This is a genomic window from Faecalibacterium sp. An77 (assembly GCF_002161315.1).
Classification (GTDB): domain Bacteria; phylum Bacillota; class Clostridia; order Oscillospirales; family Ruminococcaceae; genus Faecalibacterium.
The window spans coordinates 1-19,406 of the sequence record NZ_NFHK01000004.1; the positions used below are offsets into that span (position 1 = coordinate 1).

General features: G+C 61.9%; 24 protein-coding genes and 1 riboswitch. Of the genes, 18 read left to right on the forward strand and 6 right to left on the reverse strand.

Translation table 11 applies throughout. The features are described from left to right. Positions 1–137 precede the first annotated feature (137 nt). The 3 genes from B5G28_RS02545 to B5G28_RS02555 all read right to left on the reverse strand — a co-directional run bounded on the left by B5G28_RS02545 (position 138) and on the right by B5G28_RS02555 (position 1,338). Positions 138–332, reverse strand: coding sequence for a helix-turn-helix transcriptional regulator (locus B5G28_RS02545; protein WP_087246149.1), 195 nt, complete (start codon positions 330–332; stop codon positions 138–140). Between the two features lie 6 nt (positions 333–338). Next, positions 339–665, reverse strand: a complete 327-nt coding sequence (locus B5G28_RS02550; protein ID WP_087246151.1) for a hypothetical protein — start codon at positions 663–665, stop codon at positions 339–341. A gap of 136 nt (positions 666–801) precedes the next feature. Further along, complete coding sequence (locus B5G28_RS02555) at positions 802–1,338, reverse strand: GNAT family N-acetyltransferase (protein ID WP_087246153.1); 537 nt, start codon at positions 1,336–1,338, stop codon at positions 802–804. A 155-nt stretch (positions 1,339–1,493) separates the two neighbouring features. Between B5G28_RS02555 and B5G28_RS02560 the strand changes: the two genes are divergently transcribed. After that, positions 1,494–1,808 carry a DUF6442 family protein gene (locus B5G28_RS02560; RefSeq protein WP_087246154.1) on the forward strand — a complete coding sequence of 105 codons (315 nt, stop codon included), beginning with the start codon at positions 1,494–1,496 and terminating at the stop codon, positions 1,806–1,808. 58 nt (positions 1,809–1,866) lie between these two features. On the opposite strand, the gene B5G28_RS02565 is transcribed toward B5G28_RS02560, so the two are convergent. Beyond that, on the reverse strand, positions 1,867–2,313 hold the full coding sequence (locus B5G28_RS02565) for a helix-turn-helix transcriptional regulator (RefSeq protein ID WP_087246156.1): 447 nt from the start codon (positions 2,311–2,313) through the stop codon (positions 1,867–1,869). Between the two features lie 208 nt (positions 2,314–2,521). On the opposite strand from B5G28_RS02565, the gene B5G28_RS02570 reads away from it, so the two are divergent. The 11 genes from B5G28_RS02570 (at position 2,522) to B5G28_RS02615 (ending at position 12,846) form a co-directional block, all read left to right on the forward strand. After that, positions 2,522–3,295, forward strand: a complete 774-nt coding sequence (locus tag B5G28_RS02570; RefSeq protein ID WP_087246158.1) for a M23 family metallopeptidase — start codon at positions 2,522–2,524, stop codon at positions 3,293–3,295. A gap of 122 nt (positions 3,296–3,417) precedes the next feature. Then, positions 3,418–4,689: an NAD(P)/FAD-dependent oxidoreductase gene (locus B5G28_RS02575; protein WP_087246160.1), complete on the forward strand. Its 1,272-nt coding sequence runs from the start codon at positions 3,418–3,420 to the stop codon at positions 4,687–4,689. A 30-nt stretch (positions 4,690–4,719) separates the two neighbouring features. Then, positions 4,720–5,040, forward strand: a complete 321-nt coding sequence (locus tag B5G28_RS02580; RefSeq protein ID WP_087246162.1) for a putative heavy metal-binding protein — start codon at positions 4,720–4,722, stop codon at positions 5,038–5,040. Positions 5,041–5,100: 60 nt separating this feature from the next. After that, positions 5,101–5,772 (forward strand): (d)CMP kinase, encoded by a 672-nt coding sequence (gene cmk, locus B5G28_RS02585; RefSeq protein WP_087246164.1) that lies wholly within the window; start codon positions 5,101–5,103, stop codon positions 5,770–5,772. After that, positions 5,772–6,413, forward strand: a complete 642-nt coding sequence (locus tag B5G28_RS02590; RefSeq protein WP_242956853.1) for a lysophospholipid acyltransferase family protein — start codon at positions 5,772–5,774, stop codon at positions 6,411–6,413. The genes cmk and B5G28_RS02590 overlap by 1 nt, the downstream gene beginning before the upstream one ends. Positions 6,414–6,461: 48 nt before the next feature. Then, positions 6,462–8,369 carry a bifunctional 4-hydroxy-3-methylbut-2-enyl diphosphate reductase/30S ribosomal protein S1 gene (locus tag B5G28_RS02595; RefSeq protein WP_087246168.1) on the forward strand — a complete coding sequence of 636 codons (1,908 nt, stop codon included), beginning with the start codon at positions 6,462–6,464 and terminating at the stop codon, positions 8,367–8,369. A 130-nt stretch (positions 8,370–8,499) separates the two neighbouring features. Next, positions 8,500–8,994, forward strand: a complete 495-nt coding sequence (locus B5G28_RS02600; RefSeq protein WP_242967443.1) for a GtrA family protein — start codon at positions 8,500–8,502, stop codon at positions 8,992–8,994. A 75-nt stretch (positions 8,995–9,069) separates the two neighbouring features. After that, on the forward strand, positions 9,070–9,210 hold the full coding sequence (locus B5G28_RS14780) for a hypothetical protein (protein ID WP_164488778.1): 141 nt from the start codon (positions 9,070–9,072) through the stop codon (positions 9,208–9,210). 166 nt (positions 9,211–9,376) lie between these two features. Continuing rightward, positions 9,377–10,042, forward strand: coding sequence for a deoxyribose-phosphate aldolase (gene deoC, locus B5G28_RS02605; RefSeq protein ID WP_087246170.1), 666 nt, complete (start codon positions 9,377–9,379; stop codon positions 10,040–10,042). Positions 10,043–10,135: 93 nt separating this feature from the next. Next, positions 10,136–10,234, forward strand: a riboswitch (SAM riboswitch). Positions 10,235–10,326: 92 nt separating this feature from the next. After that, positions 10,327–11,478: a methionine adenosyltransferase gene (gene metK / locus B5G28_RS02610; RefSeq protein ID WP_087246172.1), complete on the forward strand. Its 1,152-nt coding sequence runs from the start codon at positions 10,327–10,329 to the stop codon at positions 11,476–11,478. Positions 11,479–11,685: 207 nt separating this feature from the next. Continuing rightward, a complete protein-coding gene (locus tag B5G28_RS02615; RefSeq protein WP_087246174.1) occupies positions 11,686–12,846 on the forward strand; it encodes a ribose-phosphate pyrophosphokinase in 1,161 nt (386 codons plus the stop codon). Positions 12,847–12,917: 71 nt separating this feature from the next. Here the strand turns inward: B5G28_RS02615 and B5G28_RS02620 are convergent, their stop codons facing one another. After that, positions 12,918–14,246 (reverse strand): MATE family efflux transporter, encoded by a 1,329-nt coding sequence (locus B5G28_RS02620; RefSeq protein WP_087246176.1) that lies wholly within the window; start codon positions 14,244–14,246, stop codon positions 12,918–12,920. A gap of 39 nt (positions 14,247–14,285) precedes the next feature. Beyond that, a complete protein-coding gene (locus B5G28_RS02625) occupies positions 14,286–15,194 on the reverse strand; it encodes a pyridoxal-phosphate dependent enzyme (RefSeq protein ID WP_087246178.1) in 909 nt (302 codons plus the stop codon). Positions 15,195–15,403: 209 nt separating this feature from the next. Here B5G28_RS02625 and B5G28_RS02630 point away from each other — a divergent pair, with 209 nt between their 5' ends. From B5G28_RS02630 to trmD, 6 genes are all read left to right on the forward strand, one after another. Continuing rightward, positions 15,404–15,787 (forward strand): sigma factor-like helix-turn-helix DNA-binding protein, encoded by a 384-nt coding sequence (locus B5G28_RS02630; RefSeq protein ID WP_242967444.1) that lies wholly within the window; start codon positions 15,404–15,406, stop codon positions 15,785–15,787. A gap of 42 nt (positions 15,788–15,829) precedes the next feature. Next, the gene (gene ffh, locus B5G28_RS02635; RefSeq protein WP_087246180.1) at positions 15,830–17,170 is read left to right on the forward strand and encodes a signal recognition particle protein; all 1,341 of its coding nucleotides are present in this window, start codon (positions 15,830–15,832) and stop codon (positions 17,168–17,170) included. A 104-nt stretch (positions 17,171–17,274) separates the two neighbouring features. Continuing rightward, positions 17,275–17,517 (forward strand): 30S ribosomal protein S16, encoded by a 243-nt coding sequence (gene rpsP / locus B5G28_RS02640; RefSeq protein WP_087246182.1) that lies wholly within the window; start codon positions 17,275–17,277, stop codon positions 17,515–17,517. A gap of 15 nt (positions 17,518–17,532) precedes the next feature. Next, positions 17,533–17,766: a KH domain-containing protein gene (locus B5G28_RS02645; RefSeq protein WP_087246184.1), complete on the forward strand. Its 234-nt coding sequence runs from the start codon at positions 17,533–17,535 to the stop codon at positions 17,764–17,766. A gap of 67 nt (positions 17,767–17,833) precedes the next feature. Continuing rightward, positions 17,834–18,367 (forward strand): ribosome maturation factor RimM, encoded by a 534-nt coding sequence (gene rimM, locus B5G28_RS02650; RefSeq protein ID WP_087246185.1) that lies wholly within the window; start codon positions 17,834–17,836, stop codon positions 18,365–18,367. A 2-nt stretch (positions 18,368–18,369) separates the two neighbouring features. Continuing rightward, positions 18,370–19,215: a tRNA (guanosine(37)-N1)-methyltransferase TrmD gene (trmD, locus tag B5G28_RS02655; protein WP_242956858.1), complete on the forward strand. Its 846-nt coding sequence runs from the start codon at positions 18,370–18,372 to the stop codon at positions 19,213–19,215. The last annotated feature ends 191 nt before the right edge of the window (positions 19,216–19,406 follow it).

Below are 19,406 nucleotides of genomic sequence, written 5' to 3' on the forward strand. Positions count from 1 at the left end.
TTTCTCATATTGATTTATTTTCGTGTATTTTCTGGGCATAGCAAAACCTCCTCGTGTAGTTCTATTATCCTACACGGGGAGGTTTTTTGTCTATTGTCTACTTTTTACGGACCTGTTCAGGTGCGGGGGATGTTTGCTTATTCGTCCAGGAAAAAGACTTCGTCCACATGGAGTCCCAGCAGTCGGGCCAGTTTCATGGCCAGGGCCAGGGTGGGGTCGTACTTGTTGTTCTCGATGGCGATGATGGTCTGCCGGCTGACCCCCAGCATCTGGGCCAGATCTTCCTGCCGGAGGCCTGCCTGCTTGCGCAGCTGTTTGACGTTGTTCCGCATGGCCGTTTACACCCGCAGCAGCAGGACGCCCGCCGCCAGCACAAAGGCTCCCAGCGCGGCGGCTGCCCCCAGAACCTGGGCGGCCCGGTTGGGCTCCGGGGATTCCTCATCCCCGCGAACCATTTCCTGTTTGAACAAAATCTGCGAAATTCCCTGGACGCACACCGCCAGGCAGAGGATCAGCCCCGGCACCAGGTCGGGCGGCATTTTGTACAAAACAGCGTTGGCCCAGTTGGCACAGGTGGACCCGGCCAGAGCGCCCAACACCACCTTATAGGCCAGCTCCTCGGCCTGAAGCTGGATACTGCGGTCCATTTCATCCATTTTCTTCATGGCAGATACCTCCTCTGGAATGTCAAATACTCTTTACATTTTCAGTATAGCAGACCGGGAGGAAATGTCAAGATGTTTTTACATTTTGGGGCGAAAAAAGCCCCTGTGCCTTTTTCGCACAGGGGATGCAGGGGGTTCAGCGGGCGGGATCGGTGGCCTGACGCAGTTCGGCTTCGGACTGCGGGGTGAGCCACTTGCCGAAGATCTGGGACTGGATTTTGGGTGCGTAGCCCAAATCCTGATACCCCAGTTTGCGCAGAAGGGCCCTGCTGGGCAGATTTTCCGCCTCGGTGAAGCAGATGAACTCCTGTTCGGGGAAGCGGTTGTGCAGAAGCTCCAGCAGGGCGGACAGGGCCTCATAGGCATAGCCCCGCCGGTGGTGCCGGTAGGAAAAGGTATAGCCCAGAGAGATGGCCCCGTCCTGGGGCATCACCACAATTTCCCCGATCATTTCGCCGGTGTCCCGCAGGGCCACTGCCAGCAGGGCAGGCTGTTCCAGGCCAAGCACATCGCTGCGCCGGCGCTCCACCAGGGCGGCAATGCCCTCCCGGTCCCGGACCTGGCCCCGCTGGTAGCGGGCGCAAAGTTCGTTGTTGCGGTAATCGTACATGGTGTCTGCATCCTCCGGCGCAACATTGCGGAGAACCAGGCGCTGGGTGGTGAGAAAAACCATAGGCTCCTCCTCTCGTTTCTGTCAGTGTAGCACAGGCGGAGGCCGCTGTCAATTCGGCGCAAAGAAAACTTTGCAGAATCTATTGACAAGTAAACTTGTCTGTGCTATCCTGAATGTGCAAATAAAACTTGTCGTACCTGAGGGGAGGAGATCCAATGGACAAAGAAGAAATTTTGGCCAAAAGCCGTCAGGAAAACCGCAACGGCGACGAGCGGGACCGGGAGATTGCGTCCAGGTCCGCCCTGGTGGGCTTTGTGGGAATGTCGGCGGCCTATGTGGTGATGCTGCTGCTGGAAGTATTTTTGAAGGGCCGCACGGGTTACAACCTGATCGTTCTGTTCTCGGTGTTTCTGGCCACCAGCGGCGTCAGCCGCTACCGGATGAGCGGCAGCAAAATCTATCTGTTCGCCGCCGCCTGCTGGATTCTCAGCGCGGTGGTCTGGTTCGTCCTCTATCTGTGGAGAGGCTGAGAGCTGCTTTTATAAGGAAAAACCCCTGCTTTCCGGGACGGACGGCAGGGGTTTTGGTTTATTTCTTGTTCCAGGTGTGGCCCAGAATGTCTTTCAGCACCAGCATGGCGTCCAGCTGGTTGTAGCCGTATCGCTCCTGGAGGCTGTCCAGCAGCTGATGCAGCCGGGCGGCATAGTCCGCCACGTCCACCGTCTCCTGGTAGGTGTTCAGAACCGGGTACTTTTTGCCCCAGACGGCGGTCCAGTTCACTTTCTGCTGCTTCTCCTCGCTGATGCTGTCGATGGCCTGCTGGATTTCCTGCACGTCGGGGTCCAGCTCGATCAGCTCGTCCAGGGTCATATGATACAGCACCGCCAGCTTTTTGGCCTGGCGGATGTCGGGCAGCGTCTCGTCCAGCTCCCACTTGGAGATGGTCTGGCGGCTGACCCCCAGTTTGGCGGCCACGTCCTCCTGGGACAGGCCGCTCTTTTTCCGGGCTTTGAAGAGATTGTTTCCTAAACGCATGGCGCTCGCCTCCTTTTTTGCACCATTATAAAAGAGGGTGTGGAAAATGTCCACCAACGCCGCCTGCCATTTCCGCCCGTTTTCCTGACTTGGGGCTGGCCGCATTTTATCCCCGGAAAGTTGGCCTTTGGGTGAATATTCGGGCGGGAAGTGTCTCAAACTAAGGGCAACACCCGTACACAGGTTTCAACCGAAGGAGAATCAAACGATGGAGCATATCAGGAATTTTCTGCGGGGCAAGGGCTTTGTGCTGGCCCTGCTGGCCTGCGTGGCGGCGGCTGCAGCCGTCGGCGTGTGGGCCGTGCGGACGGTCCGGGATCAGATGGCCGAGGATCTGGGCAAAAACCCCAGCCAGAGCATCACCGGGGAGGAGACCTTCCCCGGCATCGACCCCGAAATCCAACAGGACACGGAGGAACAGCTATGGGAACAGGAATCCACCAGCGCGGCCCAGTCGGTGGCCGACGTGCCCGAATCCAGCTCGTCTGGCGCATCCTCTGGTGCGTCGTCTGGATCTGGTTCGGTGTCCGAACCTTCCGAGCTGCAAACCGAATCGCCCATTGCCAGCGCATCAGCCGGCTCGGGCTATACGCGGCCTGTCTCTGGTCAGGTGCTCGCCGTCTGGAGCGGGGACGAGCTGGTCTATAACGAGACCCTGGGCGACTGGCGCACCCACAACGGCACCGACTACGCCTGCAAGGCAGGGGAGGACGTGCTGGCCCCGGTGGCCGGCACCGTCGAGAGCCTGACCGCAGAGGGCAACTGGGGCGTGGTGGCCTCCATCCGTGACGCCGAGGGCCGTCTGTGGCGGATCTCGGCCCTGGAGGACGCCGCCGTCCGGCAGGGCGACGCCGTCACCTCCGGCCAGAAGCTGGGCCAGGCCGGCACCATCGCCGGCGAGAGCGCCCTGGAATCCCATATCCATCTGGAAGTGCTGGATGGAGACAAATATCTGGACCCTGTCAAGCTGATCGGCAGCTGACAGCATCATGGAACGGCAGGCGCTGCGGCGTCCTGCCGCTCCTTTTTTTCGCGATTGCTTTTGCGGCCCGATTCTGGTATTATTAAAAAGTACGGAATCTGACGAAAAAGGGGCGTTCATCCATGGCAGAAGTTCTGATCGTGGGGGCGGGCGCGGCGGGCCTGATGGCCGCCGGCGCCGCTGCACGGCGGGGGCACAGCGTGACGGTGCTGGAGCACACCGACAAGCCGGGACAGAAAATTCTGGTCACCGGCAAGGGCCGGTGCAACCTCACCAACGACTGCGACGAGGAGGAATTTCTGCGCCATGTGCGCACCAACGGGCGGTTTTTGTATTCCTCCCTCTATGCCTTCCCGCCCGCCAAAACCATGGAATTGTTTGAGAGCCTGGGGGTCGCCCTCAAGGTGGAGCGGGGACGCCGGGTGTTCCCGGTGTCGGACAAGGCCGCCGAGGTGCGGCAGGCCCTGCTGGACTATGCTGCGGGGGCAAAGATCCTCCACGACGGGGCCGAGGCCCTGCTGCTGGAACCTCTGGACCCGCCCGCTCCCTCCGCCGACGGCAAAAAGCCCAAGAAGGGCCCCGTCTGCCGCTGTCTGGGGGTCAAGGGAACTTCGGGCAAGAGCTACCGGGCGGACTGTGTCCTGGTGGCCACCGGCGGCATGAGTTACCCGGTCACCGGTTCCACCGGTGACGGCTACCGGCTGGCCCGTCAGGCGGGCCACACCATTGTGGAACCAGTACCCAGCCTGGTGAGCCTGGTCTCCCGGGACCCAGACTGCAAAAAGATGATGGGCCTGGCCCTCAAAAACGTGAAGCTCACCCTTTTTGAGGACAACAAGGCCATTTTCAGCGAACAGGGCGAGATGCTGTTCACCCATTTCGGCATCAGCGGGCCCTTGACCCTTAGCGCATCCAGCCATCTGGGGAATATGAAAAAACACCGCTATCATGTGGAAATTGACTTGAAGCCTGCTCTCAGCGAGGAGCAGCTGTATGACCGCATCACCCGGGACTTTGCCCTGCTGGCCAACCACGCGGCCCAGGGGGCCCTGGTGAAGCTGCTGCCGGCCAGCATGCAGCCGGTGATGGTGGAGCGGTGGGGCATCGACCCCGCCACCCGGGCCAACCAGATCACCCGGGAACAGAAGCGGGAACTGGTGCGTCTGTGCAAGCACTGGACCGTTTCGGTGGACCAGCGGGGCGATTTGGCCCACGCGGTCATCACGTCGGGAGGCGTATCGGTGCGGGAGGTGGACCCCCGCACCATGGAGAGCAAAAAAGCCGCGAACCTCTATTTCGCGGGGGAAGTGCTGGACGTGGACGCCTACACCGGCGGGTACAACCTGCAAATCGCCTTCTGCACCGGGCAGGCCTTCGCGGCCAACCTGGACTGAGGCGCTTTGACATAAAGGAGGTAACAACCTATGATTATTACGACGACACCGTCCGTGGAGGGAATGCGGATTGTGGAATACAAGGGGATTGTCTGCGGCGAGGTGATCTCGGGCGTCAACTTCATCCGGGATATCGCTGCATCCTTCACCAACTTTTTGGGCGGCCGGTCGGGCAGCTATGAAGACGAGCTGATCCAGGCCCGCCAGAACGCTCTGGCCGAAATGCAGGAGCGGGCGTCCGCCATGGGCGCCAACGCCATTGTGGGGGTGGACATCGACTATGAGGTCCTGGGCACCGACAATGGGATGCTGATGGTCACAGCCAGCGGCACGGCTGTGGTCCTGGGGTAAAAACGAAAAAAGTTTCAGGCGGCGGGAATGTTCCGCCTGCCGGAAGGAGAATATAGAAGTATGATATCGGTTGCGATCGACGGTCCTGCTGGGGCGGGCAAATCCACCCTGGCCCGGCAGCTGGCCCGGGACCTGGGATATATTTATGTGGACACCGGCGCCATGTACCGGTCGGTGGGGCTGTACGCCCTGCGGGCCGGGCAGGACCCTGCCGACCAGGCGGCGGTCAACCGGCTGCTGCCCGAAATTCAGCTGCGTCTGGCTGTGCTGGACGGCGAACAGCATATTTATTTGAATGACGAGGACGTCAGCGGCCTGATCCGCACCGAACAGGTGGGGATGGCCGCCTCGGCTGTGGGTGCGAATCCCACAGTGCGGGCCTTCCTGCTGGATCTCCAGCGCAATATGGCCAAGACCGGGAACATCCTGATGGACGGCCGGGACATCGGCACGGTGATCCTGCCCAACGCCACCGTCAAGATCTTCCTGACCGCCAGCCCCGAGGCCCGGGCACGCCGCCGCTGGCTGGAATACCAGCAGGCCGGCCGCAGCGAGAGCTTTGAGGAAGTGCTGGCCGACGTCAAGCGCCGGGACGAACAGGACGGCAGCCGCGCCGCGGCGCCCCTGCGCCAGGCCGAGGACGCCGTCCTGCTGGACACCTCGGACATGGACCTGGCCCAGAGCCTGGACGCCATGAAACAAATCATCAAAGAGCGTGTGGGGGAAATGTGATGCTGTATCCTATCCTTCTGTCGGGGGCATGGGTGATTTTTCATCTCCTGTTCCGCATCCAGGTGATCGGACGGGAAAACCTGAAAAAAATCCAGTCGGCCGGCTTCATCCTGGCGCCCACCCATATCTCGGCCATCGACCCGGTGTTCGTCGCCATTGCCCGGTTCTGGGGCAAGCGGATGGTGGTCTTTGGCAAAAAGGAACTGTTTGAGATCAACCCGGTGGTCACCTGGTTCCTCAAACAGTGCGGATGTGTGATGGTCCGCGGCACCAAGGACGAGATGGAAACCCTCCAGAACACCATTGAAGAGTGCAAAAAGGGCCGCGGCCTGCTGCTGTTCCCCGAGGGAACCCGCGAAAAAGAGGGCAAGCTGATCCAGCCCAAGAGCGGAATGTTTGTGGTGGCGGCGGGAGCCGGCACCGACGTGATCCCCTGCCGGGTGCTGTACGGCACCCCCGACGGACACATGCGTCTGTTCTGCCGGGTGCGGGTGGTCTTTGGGGAGCCCATGCCGGCCGCCCAGTTCGCCATGGAGAGCCGCCGCGACATCAAGACCCTGCGGGCCAACAAGCAGGCCCTGACCGACGCCTGGATTGACCTAGGCCAGCGGTATGGATTTGATGGCGCTGCCTCTGCATAAATTCACCCGCAGTGCGCATACTGACATTATGTCCGGAGGAACCGCGCTATGGAAATACGTTTGGCTAAGACGGCCGGCTTCTGCTTTGGAGTGGACCGGGCCGTCCAGCTGACCTGCCGCCTGCTGGATGCAGGAGAAAAGGTGGCCACCCTGGGCCCCCTGATCCACAATCCCCAGGTGGTGGCGGACCTGGAGCGCCGGGGCGCCAAGGTGGTCCAGGCCCCCGGGGATGTGCCCCCGGGATACCAGGTGGTCATCCGCAGCCACGGGGTGCCCCAGAGCGTCTACGATGAACTGACAGCCCTGGGCGTGTCCTGGCAGGACGCCACCTGCCCCTTTGTCGCCAAGATCCACGCCATCGCCCGGCGGGCCGAACAGGAGGGGGTCTGCCTGGCTGTGGCCGGCGACCGGACCCACCCGGAGGTCCAGGGAATCGTCGGGCATACCCGTGGGGAGTCTTTCGTCTTTGCAGATTTGGCCGAATTGAAGAGCTGGAAAGGCCCTGAAAATCCCGAAAAACGGATGTTTGTGGTTGCTCAGACCACATTTCAAGCAACAAAATGGGAAGAATGTTCGGAGTTTCTGAAAAAAGCCTATACAAACGCCGAAATTTTTGATACAATATGTAATGCGACGTGGGCGAGGCAACAGGAAGCGGAAGACCTCAGCCGTCAGTGCGACCTTGTGGTCGTGATTGGCGGTCATCATTCTTCTAATACCCAGAAGCTAGTCGCAGTCGCCGCAAAACATACGCGGGCCGTTACGGTTGAAACAGCAAGCGAGCTTCAGCCCGAGTGGTTTGCAGATGTGAGGACGGCGGGCGTGACAGCAGGGGCTTCAACGCCATCGTCTATTATTGAGGAGGTACTTAACAGTATGACAGAAATCAATGACAGCATGAGCTTCGAGGAGATGCTGAACGCATCCGAGGAAAAACGTGTTCATGCAGGCAGTATTGTGAAAGGAGTCGTGACCAGCATTTCCGCCAACGAGATCCAGGTCGACATCGGCGCAAAGCAGACCGGTTTTGTCCGTCTGAGCGAGCTGACCGACGACTCCTCCGCAAAGGTCGAGGACCTGGTCAAGGTTGGCGATGAGCTGGACCTCATCGTCGAGAAGGTTATGGATCAGGATGGCGTCATCCAGCTCTCCCGCAAGAAGCTTGCCTCGCGCAAGGGCATGGAAGAGATCGCCAAGGCTGCTGAGTCCGGCGAGGTCGTCGAGGGCGACGTCACCGAGTACAACAAGGGCGGCGTTGTGGTCAACGTCAAGGGCGTGAAGGTCTTTGTGCCCCGCTCTCAGGCCACCATGCGCCGTGACGAGGACTACACCGCTCTGGTGGGCAAGCACGTCCGCCTGGTCGTTACCGAGTGCTCCGGCCGCAAGATCGTGGGCAGCATCAACAAGGTCACCGCTGAGGAGAACAAGGCCCGCCGCGAGGAGTTCTGGGCCAGCGTCGAGATCGGCAAGACCTACACCGGCGTGGTCAAGAGCCTGACCTCTTACGGCGCCTTCGTCGATATCGGCGGTGTTGACGGCCTGTGCCACATCAGCGAGCTGAGCTGGAACCGCATCAAGCATCCCTCCGAGGTCGTCAGCGTGGGCGACTCCATCGAGGTGTATGTGAAGGATATCGACCAGGAGAACCACAAGGTTTCTCTGGGCTACAAGAAGAGCGAGGACAACCCCTGGGAGCAGCTGCGCAACAACTACCCCGTGGGCAGCACCTTCCACGCTCCGGTTGTGTCTCTGACCAAGTTCGGCGCCTTTGTCCGCATCCTGCCCGGCGTGGACGGCCTGGTCCACATCAGCGAGATCAGCAATGATCGCGTGGAGAAGGTCTCCGATGTGCTGAAGGTCGGCGACATGGTGGACGTCAAGCTGCTGGATGTCGACTTCGACAAGAAGCGCATCAGCCTGTCCATGAAGGCTCTGCTGAAGGAAGACGAGCAGTAATCTGCCTTTTCTGACACTGTGAAAAAACTACCCCGTTGCCGGTTCAAGGCGGCGGGGTGTTTTTGGTAACTGGGGCTTTTGTGAAAAAGCTGTGTCCGGCCCGGCCGGGCACAGGACAGGTTGGGACGGTATGGCTGCTGTGAAAAAGATTCTGGCCGCGGCCCGTGCCCACGGCGAGGCGCTGCGGTATCTGGTGTTCGGCGTGCTGACCACCCTGCTGAATATGGTGCTGTACGGGCTGTTTCAGGCCCTGTTCGGCTATGCCGCGGCCAACAGCTGGGGCAATGTGCTGGACAATATTCTCTGCATCCTCTTTGCCTACGGGACCAACCGGCGGTTTGTCTTTGCCAGCCGGACCCGTGGCCGGGACGCCGCGGTGGAGTTCGGCCGGTTTATGGCCTGCCGTCTGGGCACCATGGTGCTGGACGCTGTCATCATGATTGTGGGCGGCAACTGGCTGGCCGCCCCGGGCCAGGGGCTGGTGCTGGCTGTGCTGGGCCGCTGGCTGGACCCTGCCGGAGCCCTCGCCCTCTGGGGGCTGGGGGTCAAGGCGTTTTCCAATGTGCTGGTCATCGTGCTGAACTATCTGTTCAGCAAGCTGCTGATCTTCAAAAAGCGGGCCTGAGCCCGCGGGACCGGCAGCGGCAACATAGAATCCCCGGGGCTGTCCCCGGGAACCATCCAACGGAGGTAAACGAATATGGTGCACGGATTGAAAGGCTTTGGTTTTCTGGTTTCCGGCCTGGTGCTGGGAATCATCGGCGCCGTGGCTTCGGTGACCGCCATCGCCCTGAGCGGCGTGGGCATCGGCCTGGTGAAGAAAGCCAAAAAGCAGCACTGAGCGCCCCGGCGCATCCAGGCTGCCCCACACCCTGCCGTCGGGCAGGGGATCAGGAGGACCGCACCAAGGCGCGGCTTCTCCCGGAACGTTCCGGCAAGCCGGGCGCCCGGCCCTGCGGCCCCGCCTGGCCTTGCCGGTTTTTTACATCATAAACGGAGGATCTGCAATGGATCGCAAGGAAATTCTGTCCCACGTGGACCACACGCTCCTCAAGCCCGAGGCCACCTGGCCCCAGATTCAGGCCCTGTGTGACGAGGCCATCGAGTATGGCTGCGCATCGGTCTGCATCAACACCTGCTATGTGAAGCAGGCTGCCGACTACATGGCCGGCCGCTGCAAGGTCTGCTGTGTGGTGGGCTTCCCTCTGGGCGCCATGGACACCGCATCCAAGGCCTTTGAGGCCCGCACCGCCATCGCCAACGGCGCTTCGGAAGTGGATATGGTCATCAACATCGGCCGCCTGAAGAACGGCGAGTACGACGCCGTCCGGGAGGACATCCGTGCCGTCAAGGAGGCTGTGGGGGACAAGGTGCTGAAGGTCATCATTGAGACCTGCCTGCTGACCGACGACGAAAAGCGGAAGATGTGCGACATCGTCTGCGAGGCCGGCGCCGACTATATCAAGACCAGCACCGGCTTCTCCACCGCCGGCGCCACCTTTGAGGATGTGGCCCTGATGGTGGAAGGGGTGGCCGGCCGCTGCAAGGTCAAGGCCGCCGGCGGCATCTCCACCGTGGAGGACATGGAGAAATTCCTGGCCCTGGGCGCCGACCGGCTGGGCACCAGCCGCGCCATCAAGCTCATCAAGGGCGAGGAGGCCAAGGGGTACTGAGCAATGTTGGCAGACTGTATAAAAAGTCTGACTACCTTCTTGACAATCTGACGAAGGAATGCTACAATATCCCCTGCAACAAAATGAATACCGTGCTTATCAAGAGCGGCTGAGGGGACAGGCCCTGTGAAGCCCGACAACCTGCGCGTGTGCGTAAGGTGCCAAATCCTGCGGGAAACCGGAAGATAAGAGTGAGACACTCGGAGCCTTCGGGTTCCGGGTGTCTTTTTGGTTGAAACGTTTGAAGATACAGGAATGTTTGATTGTACAGGAGGCAAGATTTTATGGCAAGACATCTTTTCACATCCGAGTCGGTCACCGAAGGGCATCCCGACAAAATCTGCGACCAGATTTCGGACGCCATTCTGGATGAGATCCTGACCCAGGACCCCGACGCCCGCGTGGCCTGCGAGACCTGCGTGTCCACCGGCCTGGTCCACATCATGGGCGAGATCACCACCAGCTGCTATGTGGATTTCCAGAAGCTGGTCCGCGAGGTGGTGGCCGACATCGGCTACACCCGCGCCAAGTACGGCTTTGACGCCGACACCTGCGCCGTCATCTCCAACATCGACGGCCAGAGCCCCGACATTGCGCTGGGCACCAACGACGAGGTGGGCGGCGCCGGCGACCAGGGCATGATGTTCGGCTACGCCTGCGACGAGACCCCCGAGCTGATGCCTCTGCCCATCAGCCTGGCTCACAAGCTGGCCCGCCGCCTGACCGAAGTGCGCAAGAGCGGCGAGATGGACTACCTGCGTCCCGACGGCAAGAGCCAGGTGACGGTGGAATATGAGGGCGACCGCCCTGTCCGCGTGGACACGGTGGTCATCTCCACCCAGCACCGGGAAGACGTGTCCATGGACGCCCTGCGGGCCGACGTGATGGAGAAGGTGATCCGTGCCGTCATCCCCGCCGAGCTGCTGGACGAGCAGACCAAGTATTTCATCAACCCCACCGGCCGCTTTGTCATCGGCGGTCCCCAGGGTGACAGCGGCCTGACCGGCCGCAAGATCATTGTGGACACCTACGGCGGCTATGCCCGCCACGGCGGCGGCGCCTTCTCGGGCAAGGACCCCAGCAAGGTGGACCGCAGCGCTGCCTACGCCGCCCGCTGGGTGGCCAAGAACGTGGTGGCTGCCGGTCTGGCACGCCGCTGCGAGGTGCAGCTGGCCTACGCCATCGGCGTGGCCAAGCCGGTTTCCATCATGGTGGATACCTTCGGCACCGGCATCGTTTCGGACGACAAGATCGAAGCTGCGGTGGAAAAGGTCTTTGACCTGACCCCCGCCGCCATCATCCGGGATCTGGATCTGCGCAAGCCCATCTACCGCAAGCTGGCCGCTTACGGTCACATGGGCCGTGAGGACCTGGGCGTCCGCTGGGAGGACACCGACCGCGCCGCCGCTCTGAAAGAGGCTCTGGCTGGCTTGTAAGAATAAGTTGACTTAAAATCGGACGCAGGATTTTGTCAATAAATGATAGAGCAGGGCTGATTTTAGGATAACTGCTGTGCAAGGCGCAGAATTTTGTAAATCCTGCTGGCGGGACGGCTAAAATGTGATAAAATGAAGACGGCATGATCCTTTTTCGTATGAAATAGGCATAACACTGGTAAAGAGGAATTAAAGGAGCCGTAAACAATGTCCAATGTGATCGAAGCCAAAGATATCTTTGCTCAGGGCGGCAGCGTTGCAGACCTGCGTCTGCTGTGCTGCCCCGGTGCGGAAGAGCTGACCAACCTGATTGACCGCCACCTGATGCGGTGGGCTGCGGAGAGCGGAGAGACAGAGCCCAAGAGCTTTATCATTCCCTGCGAGTGCCCCCGTTTCCAGAGCGGCGACGCCAAGGGCATGGTCAAGGATTCGGTGCGGGGCGATGATATCTTCATCGTGGTGGACCCCGGCAACTACAGCGTCACTTATAAACTGTTCGGGTACGAGAACCATATGTCCCCGGACGATCACTTCTCCAACCTGAAGCGTCTGATCCAGGCTGTGGCAGGCAAGGCACACCGTGTGTCGGTCATTATGCCCAGCCTGTACGGCGGCCGTCAGCACCGCCGCGAGGTTCGCGAGAGCCTCGACTGCGCTGTGGCTCTGCAGGAGCTGCAGAACATGGGCGTCAAGAACATCATCACCTTTGATGCACACGACCCCCGCGTCCAGAACGCCGTCCCCCTGCTGAGCTTTGACAACGCCATGCCCACCTACCAGGTTCTCAAGAGCCTGCTGCGGAAGATGCCGGACCTGTCCTTCGACAAGAACGACTTCATGGTGGTCAGCCCCGACGAGGGCGCCATGAGCCGGAACATGTACTTCTCCAGCGTTCTGGGCTGCAACCTGGGCATGTTCTACAAGCGCCGCGACTACACCACCGTGGTCAATGGCCGCAACCCCATCGTGGCTCACGAGTACCTGGGTGAGTCGGTGGAAGGCAAGACCGTCTTTGTGGCCGACGACATCGTGGCCTCGGGCGACAGCATGCTGGAAGTGGCCCGCGAGCTGAAGAAGCGCGGCGCTGCCCGCATCATTGCAGACGCCACCTTCCCCCTGTTCACCTCCGGCCTGGGCAAGTTTGACGCCGCCGTGGAGGAGGGCGTCCTGGACTTCATGGTGGGCACCAACCTGACCTACCGCAAGCCCGAGCTGCTCCAGCGCGACTGGTACCTGGATGTGGATGTGTCGAAGTATGCGGCTTACTTCGTCCTGGCTCTGAACCACGACATCTCGGTTTCCGCCATTGCAGACCCCATCCGCAAGATCGAGGCTCTGCTGGCCAGCCACGCTCAGCAGAAGCAGTAAGCGTTTCTGTAAAGAATCAAAAAAGCGGTCCCTGTCCGTTTGGGCAGGGGCCGCTTTTTGATGCAGTGGGGTCAGAATTCTTTGTTTTTCATCAGGCGGAACAGCAGGGGCAGCTCGTAGATCAGCATGCACACCCAGCCCACCCCGTAGCTCCAGGGCAGGGCCTCGATGTCCATATGGAACACCAGCACCAGCAGGGCCGCGGCGGCCACCCGGCCGCCCATGTTCAGCAGGCTGCTGTTGAAGGTGATCTGCAGCTTGCCGATGCCCCGGAATCCGCCCTGGATGCCGTTGGTGGCGGAGGGGAACAGGTAGAACAGGGACACCAGCCGCAGGAACCGCACGCCCAGGTCCACCACCTCGGGGTCATCCGCAAAGAGCCGGATGATGGGGTCGGCCCCGAAAAAGCAGACCGCCATAATCAGCAGGCCGTACACCGCCTCGACCCGCATCCCGGCCAGAAAGCCTTTCCGCACCCGGTCGCTGTTGCCGGCGCCCCGGTTCTGGGCCATCAGGGTGGTCATGGCGTGGCCGATGTTCTGCTGGGGGGTGTAGGCGAAGTCGTCCACCCGGCTGGCCGCCGTAAAGGCCGCCATGGCGCTGACGCCCATGGTGTTCACCACCGCCTGCACCGCCAGCTTGCCCAGCTGAACGGTGCCCTGCTGCATGGCGGTGGTCCAGCCATAGGAGACGGTCTGGCGCAGGAGAGAGGGCTCAAACACCAGCCACTTTTTCCCCAGCCGGAGCACCGGCACCCGGATCTGAATGTAGACGGCGCAGCACAGACAGCACAGCGCCTCGCTGGCCACGGTGGAGAGGGCGGCGCCCTCCACCCCCCAGCCCATGACCGCAATGCAGAACAGATCCCCAAAGATGTTCAGGACGGCGCTCAGCATCAGGAAATAGAGGGCGCTCTGGCTGTCTCCCAGCGCCCGCAGGGTGGCGGCCAGGAAGTTATAGAAAAAGGTGAAGATCAGTCCGGCGAACACCACCCGCAGATAGCTGGAGGCGATGGGCAGCACCTCGGCGGGGACCTGCATCAGCTGCAGCAGAGGGGTGGCCAGCAGGATGCACAGCAGGGAAAAGGCCAGGGAGAAGACGCCGCCCGCAATGGCGGTGGTGGAGACCTGTTTTTCCAGCCGGCCGTAATCCCCGGCGCCGAAGGCGGTGCTGACCAGAATGCCGGCGCCCAGGCACATCCCGTTGATGAACAGGATGGCCAGGGTCATGAGGGGATTGGAGGTGCCCACGGCGGCCAGGGCGTCCTCGCCCACCAGCCGGCCCACAATCACGCTGTCGGCGGCGTTGTAGGTGAGCTGAAACAGGTTGCCCAGCACCAGGGGGACGGTGAATCGTACCAGCTGCGGGGTGATGGGCCCGCTGGTCATGTTTTGTGTCATGAAAAAACAACGCTTCTTTCTGATTGGAATAGGAAAAGGTTACAGGAGGCTGGCCCGGCCCGGGATGAGGCAGAGGGCAGACCGGCTGCGCCCCTCGGCCAGGAACCGGGCCGCCGCGGCCAGGGCTGCGCCCCCGCTGACCGATGCCGGCACCGCGTCGGTCAAAAGGACGGTGCGGGCTGCCCGGGCGGCGTCGGCGCTGGAGATGGCGGCAATCTTGTCCACCACATAGGGGTTGTAGTTCTCGGGGATAAGGCCGTAGCCGATGTCGGGGATGCCGTGGGGTCCCAGCAGCCCGCCCCCCAGGGCCTGGCATTCGTAGGGCTCCACCGCCACCATCTGGACGTCGTTGGTCCAGGCCTTGACGCATTCTCCCACGCCGGTGATGGTGCCGCCGCTGCCCACCCCGATGAACACCGCATCCACCAGGCTGCTGCCCTCCCGGGCGATGGCCTCCACAATGGCGGGGCCGGTGACCCGGCGGTGGTATTCGGGGTTGTCGTCGCAGGCCAGCCAGTCGGTGTAGTACCAGTCCCGCTTTTGGGCCCAGCCGGCCGCCAGGGCCCGGGCTCCGGCGGGGCCTTCCCGGGCGGGGGAAAAGAGCAGCTGCGCCCCCAGCCCCGACAGAAGTTCCTGGCGGGCGGCGGGGGTGTTGTCGGGCATGGCCAGACAGACCGGGTGCCCGCTGGTGCGGCCCGCCAGAGTCAGGGCCGCCGCAAAGGCGCCGCTGCCCGCTTCGATCAGGGTCTGGCCGGGGGCCAGCACCTGCCGCTGGGCCGCCAGCGCCAGCATCCCTTCCGCCAGGCCGTCCCGGGCGGTGCCGGTGGGGCCGCCGTAGTCCAGGCAGGCGTACAGCCTGCCCGGCAGGCCGCAGGATGAGGCATAGCCCCGCAGCTCCACCATGGGCCCGGGGGCAAGGGTGCGGTAGATGTTGGGGTAGAGGGTCATGGGTGCGCCTCCTTTCGCGCTTTTCTGTTATCGTATCGCAAAGCCGCCGGAACGTCAAGTATACATGGCATTCCGGCGGCCCTGCGGAAAAATTCTCCTTATTTCACAAAAAAGTTGACCGCATTTTGTTGACAGGGCGGGCCAAGTCTGGTATAATCAGATGCGTCCGTAAAGCAAAATGCCTTTACAAAAGCGCTGGAGGGAGAGCGGTGGCGAAAAATCTGGAGATGGGCTACCTGCTGGACTTCTACGGTGAGGTCCTCACCGAGAAACAGCGCGAAATGCTGTACCAGTACTATCACGATGACTTGTCCCTGAGCGAAATCGGGGAGAACTTCGGGATCACCCGTCAGGGTGCCCGGGACGCCATCAAACACGGTGAAAACACCCTGCTGGAGATGGAAAGCAAGGTGGGGTTCGCGGCCCGGTACCGCAGGGTGCAGCAGACGCTGGAAGAGCTGGAACAGCTGGTCATCGATGCACGGTTTGAGTGCACGGGACCCCACGCCCGGCTGACCAGCAGCGAGTACCTGAAAGTTTTGAATAAAATCCTCTCCATGCTGCGCTCCATCGACGAGGTCAACGAGAGCTGACCGGGCGGCGCGCGGAATTTCTGATAGAAAGGACTGCCCAACATGGCATTTGAATCCCTGACCGACCGCCTGGCCGGCGTGTTCAAAAAGCTGAAGGGCCACGGCAAACTGACCGAGGCCGACATCAAGGCCGCCATGCGGGAGGTCCGCATGGCTCTGCTGGAGGCCGACGTCAACTATAAGGTGGCCAAGGACTTCTGCAACAAGGTGGCAGAGCGGGCCATGGGCCAGGAGGTCATGGAAAGCCTGACCCCGGCCCAACAGGTGGTCAAGATCGTCAACGAAGAGCTGACCAACCTGATGGGCGGCGAGGAAGCCCCCCGCCTGGTCATCAAGAACAAGGGCCAGACCGTCCTGATGCTCTGCGGCCTGCAGGGCAACGGCAAAACCACCCACGCCGCCAAGCTGGCGAAATATTATCTCAAGCAGGGCCGGCGTCCGCTGCTGGTGGCCTGCGATATCTACCGTCCCGCCGCCATCGACCAGTTGAAGGTGGTGGGCGAGCAGGCCGGCGCCCAGGTGTTCACCCTGGACGGCGCCAAGCCCCCCGAGATTGCCCGCAAGGCCCTGGCTCACGCCCGGGACTACGGCAACGATATTGTGATCCTGGATACCGCCGGCCGTCTGCAGATCGACGAGGTCCTGATGGAGGAGCTGGTCCAGATCAAGCAGGCTGTGCCTGTGGACGAGACCCTGCTGGTGGTGGATGCCATGGCCGGCCAGGACGCGGTGAACGTGGCCCAGACCTTCAATGAGAAGGTGGGGGTGGACGGCATCATCCTGACCAAGACCGACGGCGATACCCGCGGCGGCGCAGCCCTGTCGGTGCTGGCCGTCACCGGCAAGCCCATCAAGTTCCAGGGCACCGGCGAAAAGCTGGACGACCTGGAGCCCTTCCATCCGTCCCGGATGGCCAGCCGCATCCTGGGCATGGGCGACGTGCTCAGCCTCATCGAAAAGGCCCAGGAGGCCGCCGATGAGAAGCTGGCCGAGGAAACCGCCCGCCGGATGATGGAGAACAAGTTCGACATGAACGACCTGCTGGCCCAGTTCGCCCAGATCCGCAAGATGGGCGGCGCATCCGCCATGCTGAGCATGCTGCCCGGCGGCGCCAATCTGGATGCCGGCCAGGTGGATGAAAAGGCCTTCGCCCAGATCGAGGCCATCATCTACTCCATGACCAAGGAGGAGCGGGAAAAGCCCTCCATCATCAACCCCAAGCGCAAGCGCCGCATCGCGGCCGGCAGCGGTACCCGCGTCGAGGACGTCAACCGCCTGCTGCGCCAGTACGAGATGATGCAGAAGCTGATGAAGCAGATGCGCAAGAGCCCCAAGGGCTTTGCGCGGAAGCTGGGCGGCATGCTGGGCGGCCTGCGCGGCTGAGAAATTTTTAAGGTACAAATCCAACCGCTCCGGCGGGATGGTTTTGGCATAGAAACAAACCGCCCCACCGGGCGAACAAATTCCATTTCAGGAGGAAATGTATCATGGCAGTTAAGATTCGTCTGCGCCGCATGGGCGCTAAGAAGGCTCCCTTCTATCGTGTGGTTGTGGCTGACAGCCGCTTCCCCCGCGACGGCCGTTTCATCGAGGAGATCGGCACCTACGATCCCATGCGTGACCCCGCCGTCATCAAGATCGACGCTGAGAAGGCCAAGGCTTGGATCGCCAACGGCGCCCAGCCCACCGACACCGTCCGTTACCTGCTCAAGAAGTCAGAGATTCTGTAAGCGGAGGGCGGTCACATGCAGGAGCTGTTGCTGACTGTAGCCCGCGGCCTCGTGGAGGACAAGGACGCCGTCACCGTAACGGTGGACCCCCCGCGTGAGGACGGCACCGTCGTCTACCACCTGAGCGTGGCAGAGGGCGACATGGGCCGTGTCATCGGCAAGCAGGGCCGCATCGCCAAGGCCATTCGCGTGGTCATGCGCGCCGCCGCCGTGCGGGTTGATGAAAAGATCCTTGTCGAGATCGACTGAACCGCTTTCTGGGCCGTCCGCCGCTTTGGTCGGATGGCTCTTTTTCATTGTGATAAAAGGAGAAGCTATGCAGCAGTATCTGGAAGCCGGCCGGGTGGTCACCACCCATGGCGTCAGGGGCGAGGTCAAGATGGAGCTGTGGTGCGACGGGGTGGACTTCCTCCGCCCGGCCCCCCGGCTGTATCTGTCCCCGGCAGGGGGCCGCAGCCTGGAACTTGAGAGCATCCGCCCCCAGGGCCAGATGGCCCTGGTGAAGTTCGCCGGGGTGGACGACATGGACGCCGCCCGCGCCCTGCGGGGCCAGGCCCTCTATTTTGACCGCAACGACGTCCATCTGGCCCCCGGCCGCTGGTATGTGGCCGACCTCATCGGCTGCGAAGTGCGGGACGCCGACACCGGCAAGGTCTACGGCGTGGTGACCAGCGTGGACCGCCCCGGCCCCCAGGATATCTATACCGTCAAGGCCCCCAACGGGAAGGAATATATGTTCCCCGGGGTGGACGCCTTTTTGAAAGAGCGGAACCCGCCCGAGGGCTATATCACCGTGACGCCCATTCCCGGCCTGCTGGATGACGGCGCCGCAAGCGAGCGGGAGGACTGACCATGGGGATGCGTGTGGACATTGCGACCCTGTTCCCGGAGATGTGCCAGCGGGTGCTGGATGAGAGCATCCTGGGCCGGGCCGCCCGCAGAGGGTATATCGAGACCCACTGCCACCAGATTCGGGACTACACCCTTAACCGCCAGAAGCAGACCGACGACTACCCCTACGGGGGCGGCTGCGGCATGGTGCTCTATGCCCAGCCCATCGCCGACTGCATCCGGGAAATTCAGCGCCAGGTGGCCGAACAGGGCCGCCCCGCGCCCCATATTGTGTTTATGACGGCCGGCGGCCCCCGGTACACCGAGGAACACGCCCGCCGCCTGGCCCAGTACGACAGCCTGCTGCTGGTCTGCGGCCACTATGAGGGCATTGACGAGCGGGTCATCGAGGCCTTTGCCGACGAGGAGCTGTCCATCGGGGACTATATCCTCACCGGCGGCGAGCTGGCCAGCCTGGTGGTGGCGGACAGCGTCCTCCGGCTTCAGCCGGGGGTGCTGGCCGAGCAGAAGGGCTATGAGGAGGAGAGCTACTGGAACGGCCTGCTGGAATATCCCCAGTACACCCGCCCCGAGGTGTGGGAAGGCCGTGCCGTGCCCCCCATCCTCCTGAGCGGCAACCACAAGGCGGTGGACGACTGGCGGGGCGAACAGAGCCGCCAGCGTACCAAAGAGCGCCGTCCCGACCTGTGGGAGGCCTATCTGGCGGCGGGCGGCTGGGACGGCACGCCGCTGCCCAAAAAGCCCTCCCGCCACCGCAAGAAAAAGCCGGTTTCTCCGGCCCCCGAGGCCCCCGCAGGGGCGGAAATCCCCGCCGAAACCGCCCCCGATTCCCCCCAGGAAACCTGACCCCGGGGGCCGCAGGGCCTGGATGTGTTGAAAACTTTTGTATGCACATCCAATAGAGACGGATTTATTTTGGGAAAAAAGTACAATTTGCAAAAAATGTCCCCGATCGGATTGGGAAAACCGCCAAAATTGCAAAAAAGGCTGTACAACGTTCGTCCCTTGCGATACAATAATACAAGACAGCAGGTGTA

What these genes read in the sequence shown, in the direction of transcription:
- B5G28_RS02545 (WP_087246149.1), bottom strand. Translation starts at nt 332, where the DNA reads ATGCGGAACAACGTCAAACAGCTGCGCAAGCAGGCAGGCCTCCGGCAG.
- B5G28_RS02550 (WP_087246151.1), bottom strand. Translation starts at nt 665, where the DNA reads ATGAAGAAAATGGATGAAATGGACCGCAGTATCCAGCTTCAGGCCGAG.
- B5G28_RS02555 (WP_087246153.1), bottom strand. Translation starts at nt 1,338, where the DNA reads ATGGTTTTTCTCACCACCCAGCGCCTGGTTCTCCGCAATGTTGCGCCG.
- B5G28_RS02560 (WP_087246154.1), top strand. Translation starts at nt 1,494, where the DNA reads ATGGACAAAGAAGAAATTTTGGCCAAAAGCCGTCAGGAAAACCGCAAC.
- B5G28_RS02565 (WP_087246156.1), bottom strand. Translation starts at nt 2,313, where the DNA reads ATGCGTTTAGGAAACAATCTCTTCAAAGCCCGGAAAAAGAGCGGCCTG.
- B5G28_RS02570 (WP_087246158.1), top strand. Translation starts at nt 2,522, where the DNA reads ATGGAGCATATCAGGAATTTTCTGCGGGGCAAGGGCTTTGTGCTGGCC.
- B5G28_RS02575 (WP_087246160.1), top strand. Translation starts at nt 3,418, where the DNA reads ATGGCAGAAGTTCTGATCGTGGGGGCGGGCGCGGCGGGCCTGATGGCC.
- B5G28_RS02580 (WP_087246162.1), top strand. Translation starts at nt 4,720, where the DNA reads ATGATTATTACGACGACACCGTCCGTGGAGGGAATGCGGATTGTGGAA.
- cmk (WP_087246164.1), top strand. Translation starts at nt 5,101, where the DNA reads ATGATATCGGTTGCGATCGACGGTCCTGCTGGGGCGGGCAAATCCACC.
- B5G28_RS02590 (WP_242956853.1), top strand. Translation starts at nt 5,772, where the DNA reads ATGCTGTATCCTATCCTTCTGTCGGGGGCATGGGTGATTTTTCATCTC.
- B5G28_RS02595 (WP_087246168.1), top strand. Translation starts at nt 6,462, where the DNA reads ATGGAAATACGTTTGGCTAAGACGGCCGGCTTCTGCTTTGGAGTGGAC.
- B5G28_RS02600 (WP_242967443.1), top strand. Translation starts at nt 8,500, where the DNA reads ATGGCTGCTGTGAAAAAGATTCTGGCCGCGGCCCGTGCCCACGGCGAG.
- B5G28_RS14780 (WP_164488778.1), top strand. Translation starts at nt 9,070, where the DNA reads ATGGTGCACGGATTGAAAGGCTTTGGTTTTCTGGTTTCCGGCCTGGTG.
- deoC (WP_087246170.1), top strand. Translation starts at nt 9,377, where the DNA reads ATGGATCGCAAGGAAATTCTGTCCCACGTGGACCACACGCTCCTCAAG.
- metK (WP_087246172.1), top strand. Translation starts at nt 10,327, where the DNA reads ATGGCAAGACATCTTTTCACATCCGAGTCGGTCACCGAAGGGCATCCC.
- B5G28_RS02615 (WP_087246174.1), top strand. Translation starts at nt 11,686, where the DNA reads ATGTCCAATGTGATCGAAGCCAAAGATATCTTTGCTCAGGGCGGCAGC.
- B5G28_RS02620 (WP_087246176.1), bottom strand. Translation starts at nt 14,246, where the DNA reads ATGACACAAAACATGACCAGCGGGCCCATCACCCCGCAGCTGGTACGA.
- B5G28_RS02625 (WP_087246178.1), bottom strand. Translation starts at nt 15,194, where the DNA reads ATGACCCTCTACCCCAACATCTACCGCACCCTTGCCCCCGGGCCCATG.
- ffh (WP_087246180.1), top strand. Translation starts at nt 15,830, where the DNA reads ATGGCATTTGAATCCCTGACCGACCGCCTGGCCGGCGTGTTCAAAAAG.
- rpsP (WP_087246182.1), top strand. Translation starts at nt 17,275, where the DNA reads ATGGCAGTTAAGATTCGTCTGCGCCGCATGGGCGCTAAGAAGGCTCCC.
- B5G28_RS02645 (WP_087246184.1), top strand. Translation starts at nt 17,533, where the DNA reads ATGCAGGAGCTGTTGCTGACTGTAGCCCGCGGCCTCGTGGAGGACAAG.
- rimM (WP_087246185.1), top strand. Translation starts at nt 17,834, where the DNA reads ATGCAGCAGTATCTGGAAGCCGGCCGGGTGGTCACCACCCATGGCGTC.
- trmD (WP_242956858.1), top strand. Translation starts at nt 18,370, where the DNA reads ATGGGGATGCGTGTGGACATTGCGACCCTGTTCCCGGAGATGTGCCAG.